The sequence below is a fragment of the Streptosporangium carneum genome (assembly GCF_027922005.1).
Lineage (GTDB): Bacteria > Actinomycetota > Actinomycetes > Streptosporangiales > Streptosporangiaceae > Streptosporangium > Streptosporangium carneum.
Genome location: NZ_BSEV01000032.1, coordinates 15,703 through 35,453, shown reverse-complemented (window position 1 = coordinate 35,453; position 19,751 = coordinate 15,703). Strand labels below are relative to the sequence as shown.

Genomic DNA, 19,751 nt, shown 5'->3' with positions numbered 1-19,751 from the left:
CCGCCGGGGTCTCCCGCGACCGGGCTCACAACGGGACGGGTCCGCTCGCCGGGCCCGTCCCTCGGCCTGTTCGGCTGCTCCCTCCGGCTGATCCGTCCGGTCGGCCCGCTCGCCGGGTCCGCCCGCCGAGGGCGGGAACGGCGCCGCCGTCCGGCAGGTTCCTCAGGGCCTCGCGGCGGCTCAGACCGGTGATGCCCATGTGGTCGACGTAGCGGACGACCCCGTGCGGGTCGGTCCTGGCGTACTCGCGCAGGGCCCAGCCGATCGCCTTGCGGGCGAAGAAGTCGGTGTCCGCCAGGCTGGGCTCGATGCACGCGTGGAGCAGGCCGACGTCCGTGGCGGACCCGAACCTGTTCTGGCAGAGGATCGCCGTGCGGCGCTTCCAGAGGTCGTCGCCGCGAGCCCATTCGAGCATGAGAGGGCGCATCACGTCGGGAAAGGCGGTGAGCAGGCCGCCGACGCGGTGGACGGCGAGCTCGTCGACGTAGTCCCACCAGGCCCCGCTGACGATCATCTCCTCGTACATCGGGACGGCCTCGGGCGTCTGGAATCCCCGGCAGGCTCTGGAGCCGCTCAGCTCGATCGCCGCGTAGCGCTCCTCGCGGTATCCGGCGTCTCGCCACAGTGCGAGCACGCTGTCCCGCCACAGCGTCGCCTCGCCGATCGGGTGCGCGGCGAAGACCTTCCGCAGCGCCGTACGGCGAGGCGTGGCCTGGACCCCGAGGAACGGCATGTCCGACTTCATGTAGGCGCGCATGGCCGGGGCCTTCGCCGGGTCCGCCACCTCGGTGAGCGCGGCGCGCACGGCCGCGTGAAGGGGCGTCATGCCTGCTGGCTGCTCCGATCGCCGGTGGCCAGGCCGTCGAACAGGGTCGTGATGTAGTGCTCGGCGAGGTTCGCGGTGTTCAGCCGGCCGCCGGTCCTGAACCAGCGGACCGTGACCCAGATGCTGTCACGGATCATGCGGTAGGTGAGCTTGGGATCCACGTCGGCGCGGACCTGGCCGACGGCCTGGCCCCGCTTGATCTGCTCGACCCACATGCCCTCGACCTCGTCCTCGACCCTGACGAGATAGTCGAAGCGGTCGCCGGGCAGGGAGCGCAGGTAGTTCCAGTCGTTCTGCATGACGGTGATCGCCGCGCGGTGCGGCTCAAGGGTGTCGAAGCCGATGCGGACCATCTGCGAGAGGATCTCGCGTGGTTCGCCCCCCTGCTCCAGGGCTGTGCGGTAGCGGCCGACGAGGTCGTCGAGGAAGGTGGTCAGCACCTCGTCGACGATCGTCTCCTTGGAGTCGAAGTGGTGGTACAGGCTTCCGGAGAGGATGCCCGCCTCCTCCGCGATCTCGCGGACGGTGGTCGCCTGGAAGCCCTTGCGGGCGAAGAGCTCGGCGGCGAGCTTGACGAGGTAGTCGCGGCGCTCCGAGGCGGAGCCGGATGACGGCGCGCGCTTCGTCGTGCCCTGGCGCCTGACGGAGGTGGTGGCCGCGCCGCCGGAGTTCCTTCGCGTGTTCACGCCTTTCATTATGAACCTTTGCGCAATCGCTTGTTCATGGGAACGCGCCAGCTCATCCGGGCCCTGGGTGTCACCGATCACTTGTTCGGTCCATCCGGAGGCGACCGGGCTCCGCCTGGACGCCGGCCGGGACGGTCGGGGGCGTCCGGGGAGGGCGGGGCGGGTGGCGCGGGGGCGGAGGGAACCTCGCCGCCGCGCCGGCGGCGGGGACGAGGCCGGAGCGGCGGAGGAACTCGCCCCTGGAACGGGTTCCGGTTCTCCGCAAAATGGCGCTAAATTACTCCTCTTACTGACAAAACTCACAAACATCACCTCTCTGGACATGCCCTAGGGTCTGTCTGAAGCGCGCGCCTGGGCGTCGTCGCCTCGTGACGGATCCGGCATCGATCTCTCACATCTCATGATTGGTTTCGCTGGGACGCCGGTCGCGGTGACGCACCCGGCGCGTCCCGGGGCCTCCGATGACCGTTCCCCTGGCATCGCTGGAGCGTTCCTGGACCCCACCTGCCACTCCAGAGTGCAGACTCTGGGTGAAAGGCCCATGGTCAGACCCCTAGCGATAAAGAAAGTTTCCTATTAGATTTGCGCCCAAGCCTATGGGAGCGCTTCCTCCCGAGGCATCTGAAAACAACATGTTGTCCGCGTGTCCTCGGCATGAGATGCCGGCCGGCCGTGAGGCGAGGAGGGTGCATGAAGCGCGGCCAAGAGCTGCTTCGTCTGGCGGACACGGTTGTTCTCCCGGGATTCGAGGGCAAGTCGCCGCCTGACTGGATCCGCAGGCGCCTCGGCGACGGGCTGACCGGTGTGGTGCTCTTCTCCAGGAACATCGCGACCCCGTCCCAGGTGGCCGACCTCACCGCGACGCTCCGTGCGGAGAACCCGCAGGTCCTCGTCGGCATCGACGAGGAGTCGGGGGAGGTCACGCGGCTCGAGGCCGCCGCCGGGAGCACCCGCCCCGGCAGCTTCGCCCTCGGCGTGGTCGACGACGTCGTGCTCACCGAGGAGATCGCCGCGGACCTGGGTCGTGACCTCGCCCTCGCGGGGGTGAACCTCAACTTCGCGCCCTCGGCCGACGTCAACTCCAACCCGGACAACCCGGTCATCGGCCTGCGATCCTTCGGAGCCGACCCCGACCTGGTGTCCCGGCACACCGCGGCCTGGATCCGCGGCCTGCAGTCCGCGGGCGTCGCCGCCTGCGCCAAGCACTTCCCCGGGCACGGAGACACCTCCGTCGACTCCCACCACAGCGTCCCGCTGGTGCCGGCGACCGCCGAGGAACTGCGCGAAGTGGCGCTGCGACCCTTTCGCGCGGCCATCGCCGAAGGCGTGCACACGGTGATGACGGGCCACCTGCTGGTCTCCGCGCTGGACCCCGGCGTGCCCGCCACGCTCAGCGGCCGGGTGCTGCACGACCTGCTCCGCGTCGAGCTGGGCTTCGAGGGCGTCATCATCACCGACGGCATCGAGATGACCGCCGTCTCCGGCCCCTACGGCATCGGCGGCGCCTCGGCGCTGGCCATAGCGGGCGGCGCCGACGCGATCTGCATCGGCGGCCAGAACTTCGACGAGCAGACCGCCCTCGACGTCCGCGACGCCATCGTCGACGCCGTGATCGAGGGCAGGCTCTCCGAGGAGCGGCTGGCGGACGCGGCCCAGCGGGTCTGCGACCTGTCCCTCTGGGCGGCGTCGACCGCGAGCCGGCGTCGCTCGCCGGCTCCGCGCTCGGGAGAGGTGTCGATCGGCCTGGAGGCGGCTCGGCGGGCGCTGAGAATCACCCGTCGTTCGGCGACCGCGGCCCTTCCCCTGGTCGCCCCGCCCCACGTGGTCGAGCTGGCCCCCGAGATGAACCTGGCCATCGAGAAGGACACGCCGTGGGGCGTCGGCGAGCCGCTCGGCAAGCTGCTGCCCGGCACCACGGTGACGCGGCTGGGCGCCTCGGCCGCCACCGGAGGGGCGATCGAGGCCGTTCTGTCGGCCGCGACCGACCGTCCGCTGGTCGCCGTCGTCCGCGACGCCCACCGCCACCCCTGGCAGATGGACGCGCTGCAGCACCTCCTGGCGGCCCGCTCCGACGCCGTCGTGGTCGAGATGGGCCTGCCGGGCCGTTCCGACCTCGGCGCGATCCACATCGCCACCCACGGGTCGGCCAAGGTGTGCGGCCAGGCCGCCGCCGAGATCCTGGCCGGAGACGTCCAGCTCTGACATCTGGCACGGAACCCGCCGCCCGTGTTCGCTCACGGGCGGCGGGTCCCGTCCACGATCCCTGAGAGCCCGTCGCCCAAGGAACCGGTCCCCTGACGCGGCCGATCGCTCTGAGCGGACGGCGCCCCGCCTGCTCACTCGGCGAGCGACGCCGGTGTGGGCGAGCGGCCGAGCCTCTCGCTGTCAGGACGGCCGGGCCACGTACGCCTGCTTGGCGTCGGCGGAGAACCCGCAGGCACGGTAGAAGGCATGGGTCGCGGCTCTGCGAGAGCCCGTCATCAGCATCGCCTTGTAGCAGCCCGCGTCCCATGCGGCCTGGAGGGTGCCGGCCATGATCTGCTTGCCCAGCCCGGCGCCCCGCCGTGACTCCTCGACGACGACGTTCTCGATGACGGCGTAGGGCGACGCCGACCGGGTGATGTTGGGGATCACGTTGAGGTAGGACGTCGCGACGACGACCCCGTCCAGTTCCAGCACGAAGAGACGCAGCGCGGGAGATCTCAGAATCCGCTGGAAGACCACCGCGTCGGAGCCGTCCTTCAGCTCCGGGTCGTCAGGCTGCAGTTGCCGGTAGAGGCGGATGATGTGCTCGAAGTCGCCGGTCCGGGCCTCGCGGAACATGGGGGGAGCATAGCCAACGCGCCGAAGTCCACGGGGTCCCGTGCGGCGGCGGAGCGCATCTGGACATGACACGTGAACTCCGGGGAAACTCTGCCTGATCACGGCGGAAAGGACCTGGGCATGGGTGGGATCTGCGACGGGCGCGTGGTGATCGTGACCGGAGCCGGACGGGGCATCGGGCGGGAGCACGCCCTGGAGTTCGCCAGGCAGGGAGCCAGGGTCGTGGTCAACGATCTCGGCACCGGGCGTGAGGGGAACGGGCGGACCGGTGCCCCCGCGCTCGAAGTGGTCGAGGAGATCCGCGCCCTGGGCGGCCAGGCGGTGGCCAACAGTGACGACGTCGCCGACTGGGGCGGCGCGGCCCGGCTGGTCAAGACGGCGTTGAGCGCGTACGGGCGGTTGGACGTGCTGGTGAACAACGCGGGCTTCCTCCGGGACCGGACGCTGGTCTCGATGACGGAGCAGGAGTGGGACGAGGTGATCCGGGTCCATCTCAAGGGGCACTTCCTGCCGCTGCGGCACGCGGGGGCCCACTGGCGCGAACGTTCGAGGTCCGGAGCCCCGGTGGACGCCCGGGTGATCAACACCTCCTCGGGAGCCGGGCTGTTCGGCGGCGTCGGCCAGGGCAACCACGCCGCCGCCGCGGCGGGCGTCGTGGCGCTCACCCGGGTGGCCGCGGCCGAGCTCGGCCGTTACGGCGTCACGGTGAACGCGATCGTCCCGGCCGCACGCACCAGGATGACCGAGGAGGTTCCCGGCGGGGCGGAGGCAGGTCCCGGGATCGGGGCCGACATCGTGGAAGCCGGGGGCGGGACCGGAACCGGGGCCGCGGGGGCCAAAGGCGCGGTCGCGAGAGCCGGGGGCGCGGCCGGGGTCGAGGTCGCGGGAGCCGGTCCGGGGGGCGGCGTCCTGAAGGCGGAGGCCGGGGACGGGTTCGACGCCATGGACCCGGCCAACGTGGCGCCGCTGGTCGCCTGGCTCGGCTCGGCGGACTCCGCGCACGTCACGGGACGGGTCTTCGAGGTCGTGGGCGGGACCATCGCGCTCGCCGACGGGTGGCGGCACGGCCCCCGGGCCGACAGAGGGGGGCGCTGGGAGCCCGGCGAGATCGCGGACGCGGTCGCCGGGCTGCTCGCCGAGGCCGCAGGGGCGGAACCCGTCTGAGGCGGCTGACGTCGGTCACATCTGATGCCCGGCGGCTGACGGAGGCCCGCCCTGACATCCGGCGACGGCCGAGCTCGGCGGTGTCCGAGACTCGAGAGGCGCGGCGTCGGCGCGTCCGGGATTCGAGGGGCGACGTCGACCGCACCTGAGGCCCCGAGGGGTCCGGCGTCTGTGGTGTCCGGCGTCCACGCTCGAGTCGCCGACCGTCCCCACCTACTGGGTCGCGCCGGGGGAGACGGCGGACCTCCCGATCCTCCACGACTACGTGGCGAAGCCCTCGGTGTCGGCGGGGGCCATGGACACGATCAGGACCGGGGACCGCGACAAGGCCATGGCGCACGCCGCACGGCTGGCGGACGAGGGCAGGACCGCGATGATCCAGCCCTACCTGGACATGGTCGAGGCCGAGGGGGAGACCTCGCTGATCTACTTCGGCGGCCGGTTCAGCCACGCCGTACGGCGCAACCCGATGCTCGCGGGAGGAGTGGACCCGCTGGACCCGGAGAGCTCCAGGGCGGTCGAGCTCCGCACCCCCGAACCCGACCGGTTCGCCCTCGCCGAGCGGGTTCTCGGCGAGTTGCCCGAGACGCTCTACGCCCGCGTCGACCCGGTCCGTCTCGCCGACGGCGCTCCGGTTCTCATCGAGGCCGAGCTGACCGAGCCCTACCTGTTCCTGCGCCACGCGCCGGGAGCCGCGGCCAACCTGGCCCGCGCGCTGGCCGAGGCCGTCCGGGCGGCGACCAAGGGGCAGGTGTAGGCGGGCCGGTTGCGGGGAGGCACTCCCGCATCGAGAAGGGAAGCAGCACATGTCGCAGCCAGAAGAGGACAGGCCGCTCGCCGACCGCAGGGACGCACCGGAGGATCACGAGGAGCCGGACTTCGCCGGTGAGTTCGCCCCGTCCGCGACGGACCCCGCCAACCAGCCCGAGGACGACCCGGACGACCGGGTCTACGGGCAGGACGAGGGGTACGAGAAGCCCACCGAGACCTGAGGCGGAGTCCGCGCGAAGAGGCGGAAGGCGCCCGGGCCGGGCTGACCGGCCGGGCGCTCCTCAGCTGTTCATCGGCAGAGGGCGGGCAGCGCCCTCACAGACCCGGCAGGCGGCCGTTGCGGAACAGGTCGACGAACAGCTGGTGGTCGGTCCTGGCCTGCGCGCCGTAGGCATGGGCGAACTCGACGAGCACGCGGGTGAAACCGTCGAGGTCGCCGCCGATCACGTTCACGATCGCGTCCTCGGTCGAGAAGTCGACCAGGTCGTGGCTGGACTCGTCGTCCGCGACCGAGTGCATGCGGGCCACGGCCCGGCCGAGGTCGCGGATGACCGAGGCGAGCTCGTCGGGCTCGTTGACGTCACCCCAGTCGAGGTCGGCCGAGTAGGGGGAGACCTCGGCGACGAGCTGGCCGACGCCGTTCAGCTCGGTGTAGCCGAGCCAGGGGTCGGCGTAGGCCTGCAGGGCCCGCTGCGACTCGGCGGTGCGGTGCCCCTGGTGCTTGAAGTAGCCGCGCACCTTCTCGTCGGCGATGTGCCGGGCCACGGCCGGGACCTGGGCCTGCTTCATGTAGAGGATGACGTCGTTCTCCAGGGCCTGGGTGTGGCCCTCCAGCAGCATGTTGTAGGACGGCAGCCCCGCGGAGCCGATGCCGACCCCCACGCGGAGCGCGAAGTCCTTGATCCTGTGCTCGATCTCGGAGACCGAGGGAAGCGTGGTGAGGTACTCCTGGAAGGCCGCCTCGACCAGGTGTCGGGTCTCCTCGTCGACCGGGTAACGGCCCTCCATGATGGCGAACCTGCGGTCGAAGTTGTCGATCGTGGTCTCGGCGTCCAGCAGCGCCACCCGGGTGTTCAGCCTGGCGACCTGCAGCACCCGGTGCAGCACGCCGGTCGTGGTCTCCAGCGTCAGCGAGCCGATCGCCTCGTCCCCGCCCTGTGCGATGCCGGTCAGCTCGGCGAGGTAGGCGTGGCCGAACTCGGTCACCAGGTCTGTGATCACCTCGTCCGAAAGGGCCTTGGCGTAGCCGATGAGGGCCACACTGGCCACGAACCGCTTGAGGTCCCAGATGTAGGGCCCGACATAGGCCTCGTCGAAGTCGTTGACGTTGAAGACGAGGACACCTGAGGCGTTCATGTAGGTGCCGAAGTTCTCGGCGTGCAGGTCGCCGTGGATCCACACCCGGCGCGTCTGGTCGTCGAGGAAGGCCGCGTCGGCGAACGTCCCGGTCATGTCCGCGTAGAACAGGCTGGCGCTGCCGCGGTAGAAGGCGAACGGAGAGGCGGCCATCTTCCGGAACTTGCGCCGGAAGGCCGCGGGGTCACGCCTGATGGAGTCACCGAACTCGGTGATCAGAACGTCGAGAATGTGCGCCGAGCGCCCATCGGTGGTCATGATGCGCACGTTAGAGCCAGGGCGGGAAACTCCGCCAGATGCGACGCGTCACAGATCTGGAACGTACCAATCGCGGGTGTCGCTCACAAGCCTCCGAGCGTCACGGGACAGCCACGATCTCACCGGCCGTCCGGCGGCCGTACCCGAGAGGCCCGCCGGGTGCGCGCCGCCCGTCGGCGCCGGTCGGGTTCGTGTCACCACTCGCCGCACCGGCGCCGTGGAGCGCGCTCAACGGGTGGGGTGGGGGCCCGTGCCGGGCCGGGGAGGGGCGTCTTCACGATCGAGGACGAGCTCACCGTGCGCGGGATCACCCGCCCGGTCGAGCTGGTCGCGCGCTACCTCGGCACGCACTCGGACGGCGGGGTGCCGCTGCTGGCGTTCAGCGCCACAGGGTCGGTGAACAGGGAGGACTTCGGCGTCACCTTCAACCGCGCGCTCGAGGCCGGAGGTCTCGCCATCGGCAGTCGGATCGACATCGAGATCCTCGTCGAGGCCCTGCCCGAAGGAACAGCCAGGCATGTGCTGTGATGGGGCTTTCGACCCGATCAAGTAGGGAAAGACGGTCAAGGCGGACAGGAGGGGGAGGTGGCGGTGGGACACACGCACGGTTCCGCTGAGGAGGTCACCTTCGCCGACATCGTCGGCAGGGCCGCGGGCGGCGCCCGTACCGCGGGGCAGCTCTCCTACGCGGTGATCCGGGAGTGCATCATCACCGGGCTGCTCGCGCCCGGTGAGCACCTGCGGCAGGAGGACCTGGCCGAGCGCATCGGGGTCTCCCGCATCCCGGTGCGCACCGCCCTGATGCAGCTCGAATCCGAGGGGCTGGTCTCCTTCCACCCGCACCGCGGCGCGGTGGTGCGCACGCTCACCGTCGAGCAGGTCAGGGAGATCTACCAGCTGCGGGAGCTGGTCGAGGCGCACGCGCTGCGCAAGTCCATCGCGCGGATGACCTCGGCCCGCGCCGCGCGACTGCGCGAGCTGGGCGAGGTGCTCGACGGGCCCCACGAGAGGGGCACGCTGCACGAGCAGCGGACGGCCTTCTACCGGGAGCTCTACGACGCCGCGGACAACCCGTTCGCCGTCGAGATCATCGAGGACCTGCGCAACGTCGTCAACCGCTACCTGGTGGGACGGCACGTCGCCCACGGCCTGCGTTACCACCGTGAGCTGGCGAGGTTGGCGGCGCGCGGCGACGGCGACGGCGCGGAACGGGTGCTCCGCGACTACCTGGCGGAGTACTGCCGCAGGGTCATCGAGACCCTGGCGGACGAAGGCGAGCCCGCCGAGCCCGCCGAGAGGGAGCAGGTGTGAGCCTGCCGGTGAGGGGCCGCGGCCGTTCCGTCCCGCTCGTGAGGAGCGGGAGGCGCGGCCGTGGCCTGCCTCGGGGAGGCGGCCGTGACCGACCACGGGGAGGGGGGCCGCGACGGCACGACGCGGGCTTTCTCCCCGACCGATCCGTGAGGAGAGACCGAGGGTGACACGACGTGGACCGGTGGTCGCCGGGCTCATGCTGAGCACGGCACTGGCCGCGATGGACGCCACGATCGTGGCCACCGCCGTCCCGGCGATCGTGCGCGACCTGGGCTCCTTCTCTCTGTTCCCCTGGGTCATCGCGGTCTACATGCTGACCCAGGCGGTGTGCACCCCGATCTACGGGCGCCTCGCCGACGTCTACGGGCGCAAGCCCATGCTGCTCGTCGGCGCGGGGATCTTCCTGGCCGGGTCGCTGTTCGCCGGCGTCGCCTGGAGCATGCCCGCGCTCATCGTGGCGCGCGCCCTGCAGGGGGTGGGTGCGGGAGCGATCCAGCCGATCACCCAGACGATCGCGGGCGACATCTACCCCCTCGCCCAGCGAGGACGCATCTCCGCGCTGATATCGACCGTGTGGGGAGGGGCGGCGCTGCTCGGACCGGCACTCGGCGGCCTGCTGTCGGAGTTCGGGCTGTGGCGCTGGATCTTCCTGCTGAACCTGCCGGTGGGGATCGCCGCGCTCACCATGGTCACGGTGTTCCTGCACGAGTCGGTCGAGCGCCGCCCGCACCGCCTCGACCTGCTCGGCACGGCCCTGCTCTCGGTCGGCGTCGTCGTCGTGATGATCGGACTGCAGGAGTCGCTCTGGTGGGCGGTCCCGGTCGGCCTCGTGTCGCTGGTGGCCTTCTTCCGCTGGGAGCACCGCGCGGCCGAGCCGATCGTGCCGCCGTGGATCTGGCGCGACCGGATGCTGCTCGGCGCGTTCCTCGGCAGCGCGGTCGTCGGCGCGGTGCTGATAGCGCCCTCCCTCTACCTGCCGACCTACGCCCAGGGCCTGCTCGGCGCGAGTGCGGTCGCCGCCGGGTTCGCGCTGGCGACGCAGTCCATCGGCTGGCCGCTGGCCGCCGCGCTGGCCGACCGGCTCTACCTGAGGTACGGCTTCCGCGACACGGCGCTCGCCGGACTGGCGCTCATTGTCGTGTCGTCGGTGATGTTCGTCCTGCTGACCCCGGACTCGCCGCTCGTCTACGCGGGCGCCTGCTCGTTCGTCAACGGCTTCGGCCTCGGCCTGCTGTCCGTCTCCTGCGTCGTCGGCGCGCAGTCCGTGGTCGGCTGGGAGCGGCGCGGCGTCGTCACGGGCGGGGTGGTGTTCTTCCGCAGCGCGGGCAGCGCGGTCGGCACGGCCGTCTTCGCGGCGGTCGCCGGCGCCTCCATGCTCTCCGGGGGAACGGTCTCGTCGGTCGACCAGGTCGCCGCCGCGCTGGACGGGCCGCAGGCGCGGGCCGCCCGCGCCGCTCTGGCGTCGGCCGTGCACCACGTCTTCCTCGCGATGCTGGCCGTGGCGGTTCTCGGCGTGCTCGCGGTGCTGGTCATGCCCCGCAGGAGGGAGCCGCTCGCCGACGCGGCCTCCGCCGACTCGGACCCCGCAGGTTCGGACCCCGCAGGTTCGGACCCTGCCGACGCGGGCGCCGGAGGCGGCGGGCCCGCGGGCGAGGGCGCCTCCGCCGAGGGGCGGCCGACGGGGTGAGGCGGGCCCTCGCAGGGCCGGCCGCACCGGGGGAACGAGGCGTTCCCGGCGTCGGAGGACCAGGCGGGGAAAAGGCGACGGCGGGTTCTGCCGCGCCCGCCGCATTTGAGGACCGGTCCAAAAGAACGGGTCCGTACGGCCGCGAGGAAACGCCGTGCGCGCCATGTCGACGTCGCGATCATTTACAGCGGTTTTGGGTCTTGTAGACACGGGGGGTCAGGGTTACGATCCGCATAATTATTAGGAAACTTTCCTAAAGGAAAGAGCATCCACATGCGCCGATTAGCATCTGTGCTGGTGGCTTTCGCCATGGCGGCCGCGATGGCCGCGCTGGCGATGCCCGCCCAAGCCGCCGCCCGCCTGACTGCCGCCTTCACCCTGACCGGCACTCAGGGCAAATTCGTGGTGAGCAATCCCAACAGCACCGCCGTGACCGGTTGGTCGATCACTTTCGAGCTGCCGGCCGGTGTGACCGTCAGCGGTGCGCAGAATGCGACGACCTCGCAGACCGGCACCAAGGTGAAGCTGACCCCCGCCTTCTACATCAACACCGTCAAGGCGAACGGCAACACCGAGCCCTACAGCCCGACGTTCACGCTGAGCTCGGCGGTTCAGCCGACGAAGTGCACCATCAACAACGCCAACTGTGACGGCAGCGGCGAGGACCCGCCGGCGGACGCGCCCGTCACGGCGTCCTACACGGCCAGCGGCACCCGCGGCAAGTTCGTGGTCAACAACAACACCAACGCCGCGCTCAACGGCTGGACGATCACGTTCGACCTGCCCGCCGGCGTCACCGCGAGCGCCGCGGACAACGGCTCGATCAGCCAGAGCGGCCGCTCGGTCACCCTGAGCCCGGCCCACTACAACACCAACGTCGCGGCCCACGGCTCCACCGAGCCCTACAGCCCGAGCTTCACGCTCAGCAGCGCGTCCGCGGAGCCGGAGAACTGCCGGATCAACGACGTCAAGTGCGACGGTTCCGCCGACGCCGCGCCCGGCGCGCCCGGCAACCTGCGCTCGCCGGTCAAGACCACCAAGACCGTCTCGCTGGCGTGGGACGCCGCGACCCCGGGAAGCCTGCCCATCGTCGGCTACCAGGTCTACAACGGCGCCAACCTCGCCGCCACGGTCACCGGCACGACCGCGACCGTCAGCGGTCTGACCCCGAACACCGAGTACACCTTCACCGTCAAGACCAAGGACAGGAAGGGCACTCTCTCCCCGGCCAGCACCGCGTTGAAGGTCACCACCAACAACGCCGGTGACGACACCCAGGCCCCCACCGCGCCCAGCAACCTGCGCAGCACCGGCAAGACCTCCTCGACCGTCACCCTCACCTGGGGCGCCTCGACGGACAACAAGGAGGTCGCGAACTACGAGATCTACAACGGCTCGACCCTGCTCACCACCTCGACCACGACCACGACCACGGTGAGCGGCCTGTCGCCGTCCACCGAGTACACCTTCACGGTCAAGGCCCGCGACACCTACGACAACGTCTCGGACGCCAGCAACGCGGTGAAGGTCACCACCGACGACATCATCGGCAGTGGCTACGCCAGGGTCGGCTACTTCGTCCAGTGGGGCATCTACGGCAGGCAGTACTTCGTCCGCAACCTCGACACCACCGGCGTCGCGGCGAAGCTGACCCACCTCAACTACGCCTTCGGCAACATCGACCCGGTCAACCTGACCTGTCTGCAGGGCGTGACCAAGGGCACCACGGGCAACCCGCAGGACCCCAGCCAGGGCGACGGCTCCGGTGACGCGGACGCCGACTACGGCAGGCCGATGAGCGCGGGCCAGTCGGTCGACGGCGTCGCCGACACCGGCTGGGAGAAGCTGCGCGGCAACTTCAACCAGCTCAAGAAGCTCAAGGTGAAGTACCCGAACCTGAAGATCCTGATCTCGCTCGGCGGCTGGACCTACTCCAAGTACTTCTCCGACGTGGCGGCGACCGACGCCTCCAGGAAGAAGTTCGTCGCCTCCTGCATCGACACCTACATCAAGGGCAACCTGCCCACCTACAACGCCGCCGGCGGCCCCGGCAGCGCCGCGGGGATCTTCGACGGCATCGACCTCGACTGGGAGTGGCCGGGCTCGGAGGGCCACGCGGGCAACCACATCGGCGCCAACGACAAGCAGAACAACACCCTGCTGATCGCCGAGTTCCGCAAGCAGCTCGACGCCCTGACCGTGGAGACCGGCAAGCGCTACCAGCTCACCGCGTTCACCCCCGCCGACCCCGCGAAGATCGAGGCCGGCTGGGACCTGGCGGAGATCGCCAAGTCGATGGACATCTTCAACGTCCAGGGCTACGACTTCCACGGCTCGGGCAGCGACAACTCGTGGGAGCCGAACAGGGCCGGCCACCAGGCCAACCTGTACGCCGACAACGACGACCCGTACAACTTCCACTTCAGCGTGGAGAACGCGGTCAACGTCTACCTGCAGGCCGGAGTGAACCCCCGCAAGATCGCCATCGGCCTCGCCTACTACGGGCGCGGCTGGCAGGGGGTCGCCGACGGCGGCAAGTCCGGTGAATGGCAGTCGGCGACCGGTGCGGCGCCCGGCCAGTTCCAGGACGAGGCGGGCACCCGCGGATACAGCAACCTGCTGGCCAGCGTGCCGGGATGCACCATCAAGCACGACGAGCAGGCGGTCGCGACCTACTGCTACACCGGCAACGGAGGCCAGTGGTGGACCTTCGACGACACGTGGACGATCGCGAAGAAGACCGCGTGGCTCCGCAGCAAGAACCTGCTCGGCGTGATGATCTGGGAGATGTCCGGTGACCCCGGCACCCTGACCAACGCCGTCGACGCGGGCCTGAAGTAAACCGTCCGGACGGGCTGTCCTCGCGACCTGCGACGCTGCGAGGGCGGCCCGTCCTTCCCGTTTCCGCCTGTTCCCAGGTCAGCCGGCCGATCCGTTCGGCGGGGCGGGCCTGGTGCCGATGACGACGGTGGCGTTCAGCTCGTCGGACACGGCCACCCGTGGGACCAGCCCGTTGCGGGCGACGGTCTCCGCGGTCCGCGAAGCCTGGGGCCCGCTCGTCTCGACCAGCAGGCGGCCGCCGGGGGCCAGCCACAGCGGGGCCGCGGCGATCACCCGCCGCACGACGTCGAGCCCGTCGGCCCCGCCGTCGAGCGCCGTCAGCGGCTCGTGCACGCGGGCCTCCGAGGGCAGCAGCCCGATCGCCTCCGTCGGCACGTAGGGGGCGCTGGCGACCAGGATGTCGACGCGGCCCCGCAGCCCGGCGGGCAGCGGCTCGTAGAGGTCGCCCTCGTACACCCGGCCGTCGGCGGCGGCCACGTTGCGGCGGGCGCACCGCACCGCGACGGGATCGAGGTCGACGGAGTGCAGCTCGGCCCGGCCCAGGGCGGCGACCAGCGCCGCCCCGATCGCACCTGAGCCGCAGCACAGGTCGACGACGACGGCGCCCCGCTTGACGAGGGCGACGGCCTGGTGGACGAGGAACTCGGTGCGGCGGCGGGGGACGAAGACCCCGGCGTCCACGGCGATGCGCAGGCCGCAGAACTCCGCCCAGCCGAGGACGTGCTCGAGGGGCAGACCGGCGACCCGCCGGTCCACCATGGCGGAGAGCTCGGACGGCGTGCGCGCGGTGGAGACGAGCAACCGCGCCTCGTCCTCCGCGAAGACGCAGCCCGCGGCCCGAAGCCTGGTGACGATGGCGGAGAGGGGAGGAGCGGAGGAGGGGGAAACCGACATGGGAGAACCTTTCGGGATGCCGATGGGCGCTCCCTCGGTCACCTGTCCCAGGTCGACCGCGCGGCCGTGAGGGGGAGCACCCAGCCTGATCTGGCGGTAATGGGTCTCACCTCCTCGGTCGGTCCTGCTGCGGACGGCAACACTACCACCGATGCGTTCCGCGGCCGGGGACCCCCTCCCGCGGTCCGTGGCCGCTCGTCGGCCGCTCGTCCCGTTCCCGTCCGGCTCCCGTTCGCCGGGGACCGGGAGGACGGAGTTCCTCACGGCGTCGCCCGCCGGAGACCGCCGGGAGAACCGGGGGAGCCGGAGAACCGGGGGAGCCGGGGAGCTGGGGAGCCGGGGAGGCGGGGGCCGGGGGGCCGGGGAGCCGGGGGGCCGGCCGTACGGCCGCGCGGCTCAGAGCCCGTAGTCCTTCAGGGTGATGGCGTCGGCCGTCCTCCTGACGCTCTTGGCGATCATTCCCTTCCACGGCAGGTAGGGCAGGAGCTTGTAGTTCTGGGTCATGAACCAGGCGAGGAACCGGCTGTCCGGGACCATCCACTTGCCCACCCCGTCGGCCGACTTCTGGCATCCGGCGACGTAGTCGCGCATGGCCTCCTCGTAGCGGGCGAAGCCGACGAGGTGGTCGCCGTCCGCCGCCGCCAGTTCCCCGGCTAGGACGTAGGCCCCGACCATGGCCAGCCCCGTGCCCATGCCCGACAGCGGCGAGGCGCAGTAGGCGGCGTCCCCGAGCAGCACGGTCCGGCCGCGCGACCAGCCGTCCATGCGGACCTGGCTGATGGAGTCGAAGTAGAAGTCCTGGGCGTCCCACATGGCCTTCAGCAGCCGTGGGGTCTCCCAGCCGTTCCCGGCGAACGCCTCGGCGAGGATCTTCTTCTGCTGCCCGACGTCGCGGCGGTCGTAGTCCAGCGGCGGCGAGCCGAAGTGGAACATGGCCTTGGCCTCGGTGTTGTTCCTGGCGCTGTAGACGCCGACGACCTTGCCGGGGGTGTTGTACAGGTGCCCGGTGTGGTCGAGGCCGAGGTGGTTCGCGGTGGTGAAGATCGCGCAGTACAGTCCCATCTCCTTCACGAACCGCGATTCGGGCCCGAACACGGCCCCCCTGACGGCGGAGTGCAGCCCGTCGGCCCCCACGACCAGGTCGAACCGGCGCGGCGCGCTCCGCTCGAAGGTGACCTGGACGCCCCGGTCGTCCTCGGTGACGGAGACGATCGAGTCGTCGAAGACGTACTCGACGTGCTCCTCGGTCACCCTGTGGAGGATGCGGCCCAGGTCGCCGCGGAGGATCTCGACGTCCCCGCTGAAGAGGTCGGCGGGCATGCTGGAGATCTTCCTGCCCGCCTCGTTGACGTACGACATCGCGCCCATGTTCGTCTGCTCGCGCCGCACGTCGGCGGTGATGCCCATCCGGTCGAGCACGGTGAGGTGCGCCTCGCCCCGGAAGTCCACCGCGTAGCCGCCGTCGCGGAGGGCGGGAGCCCGCTCGACGATCGTAGGGGTGAAACCGCGGCGGTGCAGCCAGTAGGCCAGCGCGGGGCCCGCGACGCCCGCTCCGGAGATCAGGATGTGCTTGTTCTTGAGCCGCGATGCGTTGTTCATGCCCATGAGCCTGTCCGGGGGCGCTCACCGCCGCCTGACCGCGCGCTCACCGCGCGTGCGCCGCGCGGTGAGCGCCCCCGGTCCCGCGTCGGTTCGGACCGGGTCCTTCGAGGTCAGGAGCCCGGCCTGAGGGGCAGGAGCGGTGTGCCGGCCGGGAGAGACCTCAGGATGGCCGAGGTCAACTCCAGGAACGGCCGATCACGTCGTGGTCGGCCATGGCGCTGATCGGCGACTCACGGATGACCCGCTCGTCCGCGCCCGCCAGGCGGAGCGCCTCCTCGTGGGACAGCCGCACGCCCCGGCGGTGCGCGGCCGTGTAGCGCGCGTGGCCCAGGGCGGCCCGCGCGGCCGCGGCCGTACGGGAGACGTCGGGGTCGTCCTCGACGAGGACTCCGCGCATGGCTGTCGCCGCGCCGAGCAGCAGGGCCGCCTCCTCCGCGTCGCCCTCCAGCAGCGCGATCCCCGCCAGGGCCTCGATCGGCCGCGCGCTCTCGGTGACCGCGCCCACGGCCACCGAGGTCTCGACGGCCCGCCGCTGCAGGGATCTGGCCGCCTCCAGGTCGCCGGAGGCCTCGGCGATCCTGCCGAGCCCCATGAGCGCGCCCGCCCGATGACTCGTGAGCCTCACCCAGTGCGTCTCGAGCCGCTCGAGCGCCCGCTCGTACAGCAGGCGCGCCCCTTCCAGGTCGCCCTGGAGGCGCGCGATGTCACCGAGGCCGCGTGTCGCGGCGGCGAGGTAGGCGGGGCTGCCCACGCGACGCGCGAGCTCCGTCGCCCTCTCGTAGTCGGCCCTGGCCCGCGCCAGGCCCGCGCCCGCGTCCCGGGGGACGGACCCCCGCCCGGCTCCCGGCGAGCCGGGCACGGGGGACGCGCCGGCGGGCATGTCGGCGGGCACATCGGTGGGCATGTCGGTGGGCATGTCGGTGGGCAAGGTCGCGGGCCGTTCTCCCCGGACCAGGGCGGCCTGTGTGGCGCGGACGCGGTAGTCGCCCCGGTTGCAGAGCAGGTCGAGGATGTCCTCGGTCGCGCCGAGCTCCTCGGTGAGGGTGAGGGCCTCGTCGGTCAGCACGGTCGCCTTCTCCGGGTCGCCGCACGTGGCGGCCAGGCCGGCCAGCGCGTCCAGGGCCAGCGCCGTCCCCCACCGGTCGCCCAGCGAGCGGAAGGCGTCGGCGGCCGCGGCGAACTCGTGCTCGGCCAGCGCGGGCTCCCCGCTCGCGAACTGCGGATAGCCCCACAGCAGGTGGACGGCGGCCCGCTCCCACGGGTCGGACGCGGTCCGCCCGCGGGCGATCACCGAGAGCGCGGCGGAGGGGTCTCCCGCGCCGGCGTTGACCATCGGCCACAGGAAGGTGACGACCGGGTAGCGGTGCGCCCTGTCGGGGCCGACGACGATCGACTCGGCCGTCCGCCGGTGGCGCTCCCACGCCTGCCTGCCCGCGTCGCTCGCCGCCGCGGCCAGGGCGCACAGGACGTACTCGTCCTCGAGTCCCTCCGGCGGGCGCTCGCCGACCAGGTCCAGGAGCGCGGCCGCCTGCGGCGTCGTGGCGGCGCGCATGCCGCGCATCCAGTGGTACGTCGACAGCGAGGCGAGCAGCCTGAGCGCGAGCTCGGTCTCTCCCGCCTCGACGGCTCCGCTCAGCGCCGTCCTGAGGTTGTCGTGCTCCGCGGACAGGATCAGCAGCCATTCGACCTGCTCCGCCCGTCGCAGGTGGGGGTCGGCCGAGCGGGCCAGCTCCAGGAAGTGATCGGCGTGCGCCCGCCGCAGGGTCACCGCCTCCCCGGCCGCGGCCAGCTGCTCCGCGCAGTAGGCGTGGATGGTGTCGAGCATGCGGTAGCGTCCGCCGCCGACCTCGACCAGGGACTTGTCGACGAGCGCGTCCAGCACGTCCTCCGCGTCGGGAACCCCGCAGACGCGCGCGGCCGCCTCCACGCTCGCCCCTCCGGAGAAGACCGTCAGACGCCTGGCCATGGTCTGCTCCGCCTCCGACAGCAGGTCCCAGCTCCACGCCACGACCGCGCGCAGCGTCTGGTGCCTGGCCTGCGCCGTACGGCTGCCGCGCGACAGCAGGCGGAACCGGTCGTCCAGGCGGGTGGCGAGCTCGGCGGCCTCGTGGGTGCGCATTCTCGCCGCCGCCAGCTCGATGGCCAGCGGCAGGCCGTCGAGCGCCCGGCAGATGTGCCGCACCGCCTCGGCGTCCGCGTCGTCCATGACGAGGCCGGGCCGTACGGCGCGGGCGCGGTCGGCGAACAGGCGCGCGGCCGAGGAGGGGGCGAGCGGGCGGACCGGCCACAGGTTCTCCCCGGTGATGCCGAGCGGTTCCCTGCTCGTCGCCAGGACGCGCAGCCCCGGACAGCTCGCGAGCAGCCGTTCCACCAGCGTCGCGGCGTCATCGATCACGTGCTCGCAGTTGTCGAGGACGAGCAGCAGCGGCGACCGGTCGGCAAGCGCCGTGACCAGACGCGAGGTGGGTGTCGCCTCGGCGGGCCCGCCGAGCAGCGCGCTCTCGCGCAGGCCGAGCGCGCCCAGCAGCGCCTGCGGCAGTCCGCGCCCGTCGCGCAGCGGCGCGAGCTCGACGAAGCAGACGTCCGCCATGCGGCTCGCCACCTCGATCGAAAGGCGGGTCTTGCCCGCCCCGCCCGGGCCGACCAGGGTGACCAGGCGCGCGGCGCCGAGCAGTTCGGCGACCCCGGCCAGGTCCTCGGCGCGGCCGACGAAGCTCGTCAGCTGCGCGGGCGGCGCGGGCGGCTCGAAGGGGCGCTCACCCTGGAGCAGCTCCCTGTGGAGGGCGGCGAGCTCGGCGGAGGGGTCCGTGCCGAGCTCCTCCGCCAGCAGCAGCCTGGCCTCCTCGAAGGCGGCCAGGGCCTCGGCCTGCCTGCCGTCCGCCCGCAGCGCGCGCATGAGCAGGCCGCGCAGCCGCTCTCGCAGGGGGTGGTGGGCGACCAGCTCCCGCAGTTCCGGCACGACGGCCCGGTGCTCGCCCCGCCGCAGGTCCGCCTCGATCCGGTCCTCGAGGGCGCAGAGCCTGCGCTCCTCCAGCCGCAGGATCCGCGCCTGGACGGCCCCCGCCTCGGCGGCGTCGGCCAGCGCGGGTCCCCGCCACAGGGCGAGGGCCTCGCGCAGGAGCGCCGAGGCCCGCTCGGAGTCCCCGCTCCGCAGGAGCCGGCGTCCCTCCTCGGAGAGCCGCTCGAAGCGGTCGGCGTCGACGTTCCCCGGATCGACGGCGAGGCGGTAGCCCGAGGGGGCGGACTCGATCGCCGCGCCCCCCTCCAGGATCCGCCTGAGCCGGGAGACCTGGGACTGCAGGGCGTGCGCCGCCCCGTCCCTGGCGTCGTAGAGGTCGTCGACCAGGCGGTCGGCCGTCACCGCCTCGCCGGGTTCGGCGAGCAGCAGGGCCAGCAGCGCCCGCCTGGCCGGTCCGCCGAGGGGCACCTCGCTGCCGTCGTCGTTCCACACTCGCGTGGTGCCCAGGATCCCGAATCGCACGGGACGATTGTCTCCCGTTTCCCCGCGACCCCGGGCGCTCCGGCGATCCCG

Annotated in this window: 15 protein-coding genes; 8 read left to right on the top strand and 7 right to left on the bottom strand. The window is 71.9% G+C overall.

Annotated features, from left to right (window positions below; translation table 11 throughout):
- Positions 1–25: 25 nt before the first annotated feature.
- Both PKF00_RS38475 and PKF00_RS38470 read right to left on the bottom strand, forming a co-directional pair.
- Positions 26–826, bottom strand: a complete 801-nt coding sequence (locus PKF00_RS38475; RefSeq protein ID WP_271222677.1) for a DNA alkylation repair protein — start codon at positions 824–826, stop codon at positions 26–28.
- The gene (locus tag PKF00_RS38470; RefSeq protein ID WP_271222676.1) at positions 823–1,512 is read right to left on the bottom strand and encodes a TetR/AcrR family transcriptional regulator; all 690 of its coding nucleotides are present in this window, start codon (positions 1,510–1,512) and stop codon (positions 823–825) included. Before PKF00_RS38470 ends, PKF00_RS38475 begins: the two co-directional genes overlap by 4 nt.
- Positions 1,513–2,202: 690 nt before the next feature.
- Here PKF00_RS38470 and PKF00_RS38465 point away from each other — a divergent pair.
- Positions 2,203–3,714, top strand: coding sequence for a glycoside hydrolase family 3 protein (locus PKF00_RS38465; RefSeq protein WP_271222675.1), 1,512 nt, complete (start codon positions 2,203–2,205; stop codon positions 3,712–3,714).
- Between the two features lie 183 nt (positions 3,715–3,897).
- Here the strand turns inward: PKF00_RS38465 and PKF00_RS38460 are convergent, their stop codons facing one another.
- Entirely contained in the window at positions 3,898–4,335 is a 438-nt protein-coding gene (locus tag PKF00_RS38460) for a GNAT family N-acetyltransferase (RefSeq protein WP_271222674.1), read from the bottom strand.
- A 120-nt stretch (positions 4,336–4,455) separates the two neighbouring features.
- On the opposite strand from PKF00_RS38460, the gene PKF00_RS38455 reads away from it, so the two are divergent.
- The 3 genes from PKF00_RS38455 (at position 4,456) to PKF00_RS38445 (ending at position 6,491) form a co-directional block, all read left to right on the top strand.
- On the top strand, positions 4,456–5,499 hold the full coding sequence (locus tag PKF00_RS38455) for an SDR family NAD(P)-dependent oxidoreductase (RefSeq protein WP_271222673.1): 1,044 nt from the start codon (positions 4,456–4,458) through the stop codon (positions 5,497–5,499).
- A gap of 265 nt (positions 5,500–5,764) precedes the next feature.
- Positions 5,765–6,256, top strand: coding sequence for an ATP-grasp domain-containing protein (locus PKF00_RS38450; RefSeq protein WP_271222672.1), 492 nt, complete (start codon positions 5,765–5,767; stop codon positions 6,254–6,256).
- Between the two features lie 49 nt (positions 6,257–6,305).
- Positions 6,306–6,491 carry a hypothetical protein gene (locus PKF00_RS38445; protein WP_271222671.1) on the top strand — a complete coding sequence of 62 codons (186 nt, stop codon included), beginning with the start codon at positions 6,306–6,308 and terminating at the stop codon, positions 6,489–6,491.
- 94 nt (positions 6,492–6,585) lie between these two features.
- Here the strand turns inward: PKF00_RS38445 and PKF00_RS38440 are convergent, their stop codons facing one another.
- A complete protein-coding gene (locus PKF00_RS38440; RefSeq protein ID WP_271222670.1) occupies positions 6,586–7,884 on the bottom strand; it encodes a DUF2252 domain-containing protein in 1,299 nt (432 codons plus the stop codon).
- Between the two features lie 240 nt (positions 7,885–8,124).
- On the opposite strand from PKF00_RS38440, the gene PKF00_RS38435 reads away from it, so the two are divergent.
- The 4 genes from PKF00_RS38435 to PKF00_RS38420 all read left to right on the top strand — a co-directional run bounded on the left by PKF00_RS38435 (position 8,125) and on the right by PKF00_RS38420 (position 13,723).
- On the top strand, positions 8,125–8,412 hold the full coding sequence (locus tag PKF00_RS38435; RefSeq protein ID WP_271222669.1) for a YceI family protein: 288 nt from the start codon (positions 8,125–8,127) through the stop codon (positions 8,410–8,412).
- Positions 8,413–8,469: 57 nt separating this feature from the next.
- The gene (locus tag PKF00_RS38430; protein ID WP_271222668.1) at positions 8,470–9,195 is read left to right on the top strand and encodes a GntR family transcriptional regulator; all 726 of its coding nucleotides are present in this window, start codon (positions 8,470–8,472) and stop codon (positions 9,193–9,195) included.
- A gap of 163 nt (positions 9,196–9,358) precedes the next feature.
- Positions 9,359–10,882 carry an MFS transporter gene (locus PKF00_RS38425; protein WP_271222667.1) on the top strand — a complete coding sequence of 508 codons (1,524 nt, stop codon included), beginning with the start codon at positions 9,359–9,361 and terminating at the stop codon, positions 10,880–10,882.
- 297 nt (positions 10,883–11,179) lie between these two features.
- Positions 11,180–13,723, top strand: a complete 2,544-nt coding sequence (locus PKF00_RS38420) for a glycosyl hydrolase family 18 protein (protein WP_271222666.1) — start codon at positions 11,180–11,182, stop codon at positions 13,721–13,723.
- A 78-nt stretch (positions 13,724–13,801) separates the two neighbouring features.
- Here PKF00_RS38420 and PKF00_RS38415 read toward each other — a convergent pair whose 3' ends face one another.
- From PKF00_RS38415 to PKF00_RS38405, 3 genes are all read right to left on the bottom strand, one after another.
- Positions 13,802–14,617, bottom strand: a complete 816-nt coding sequence (locus tag PKF00_RS38415; protein ID WP_271222665.1) for a putative protein N(5)-glutamine methyltransferase — start codon at positions 14,615–14,617, stop codon at positions 13,802–13,804.
- 396 nt (positions 14,618–15,013) lie between these two features.
- Complete coding sequence (locus tag PKF00_RS38410; RefSeq protein ID WP_271222664.1) at positions 15,014–16,216, bottom strand: FAD-dependent monooxygenase; 1,203 nt, start codon at positions 16,214–16,216, stop codon at positions 15,014–15,016.
- 178 nt (positions 16,217–16,394) lie between these two features.
- The gene (locus tag PKF00_RS38405; protein ID WP_271222663.1) at positions 16,395–19,700 is read right to left on the bottom strand and encodes an AfsR/SARP family transcriptional regulator; all 3,306 of its coding nucleotides are present in this window, start codon (positions 19,698–19,700) and stop codon (positions 16,395–16,397) included.
- Positions 19,701–19,751: the final 51 nt, after the last annotated feature.

Coding starts and splice junctions, on each gene's coding strand:
- PKF00_RS38445 (WP_271222671.1), top strand. CDS start 6,306: ATGTCGCAGCCAGAAGAGGACAGGCCGCTCGCCGACCGCAGGGACGCA.
- PKF00_RS38460 (WP_271222674.1), bottom strand. CDS start 4,335: ATGTTCCGCGAGGCCCGGACCGGCGACTTCGAGCACATCATCCGCCTC.
- PKF00_RS38440 (WP_271222670.1), bottom strand. CDS start 7,884: ATGACCACCGATGGGCGCTCGGCGCACATTCTCGACGTTCTGATCACC.
- PKF00_RS38415 (WP_271222665.1), bottom strand. CDS start 14,617: ATGTCGGTTTCCCCCTCCTCCGCTCCTCCCCTCTCCGCCATCGTCACC.
- PKF00_RS38410 (WP_271222664.1), bottom strand. CDS start 16,216: ATGAACAACGCATCGCGGCTCAAGAACAAGCACATCCTGATCTCCGGA.
- PKF00_RS38475 (WP_271222677.1), bottom strand. CDS start 826: ATGACGCCCCTTCACGCGGCCGTGCGCGCCGCGCTCACCGAGGTGGCG.
- PKF00_RS38465 (WP_271222675.1), top strand. CDS start 2,203: ATGAAGCGCGGCCAAGAGCTGCTTCGTCTGGCGGACACGGTTGTTCTC.
- PKF00_RS38455 (WP_271222673.1), top strand. CDS start 4,456: ATGGGTGGGATCTGCGACGGGCGCGTGGTGATCGTGACCGGAGCCGGA.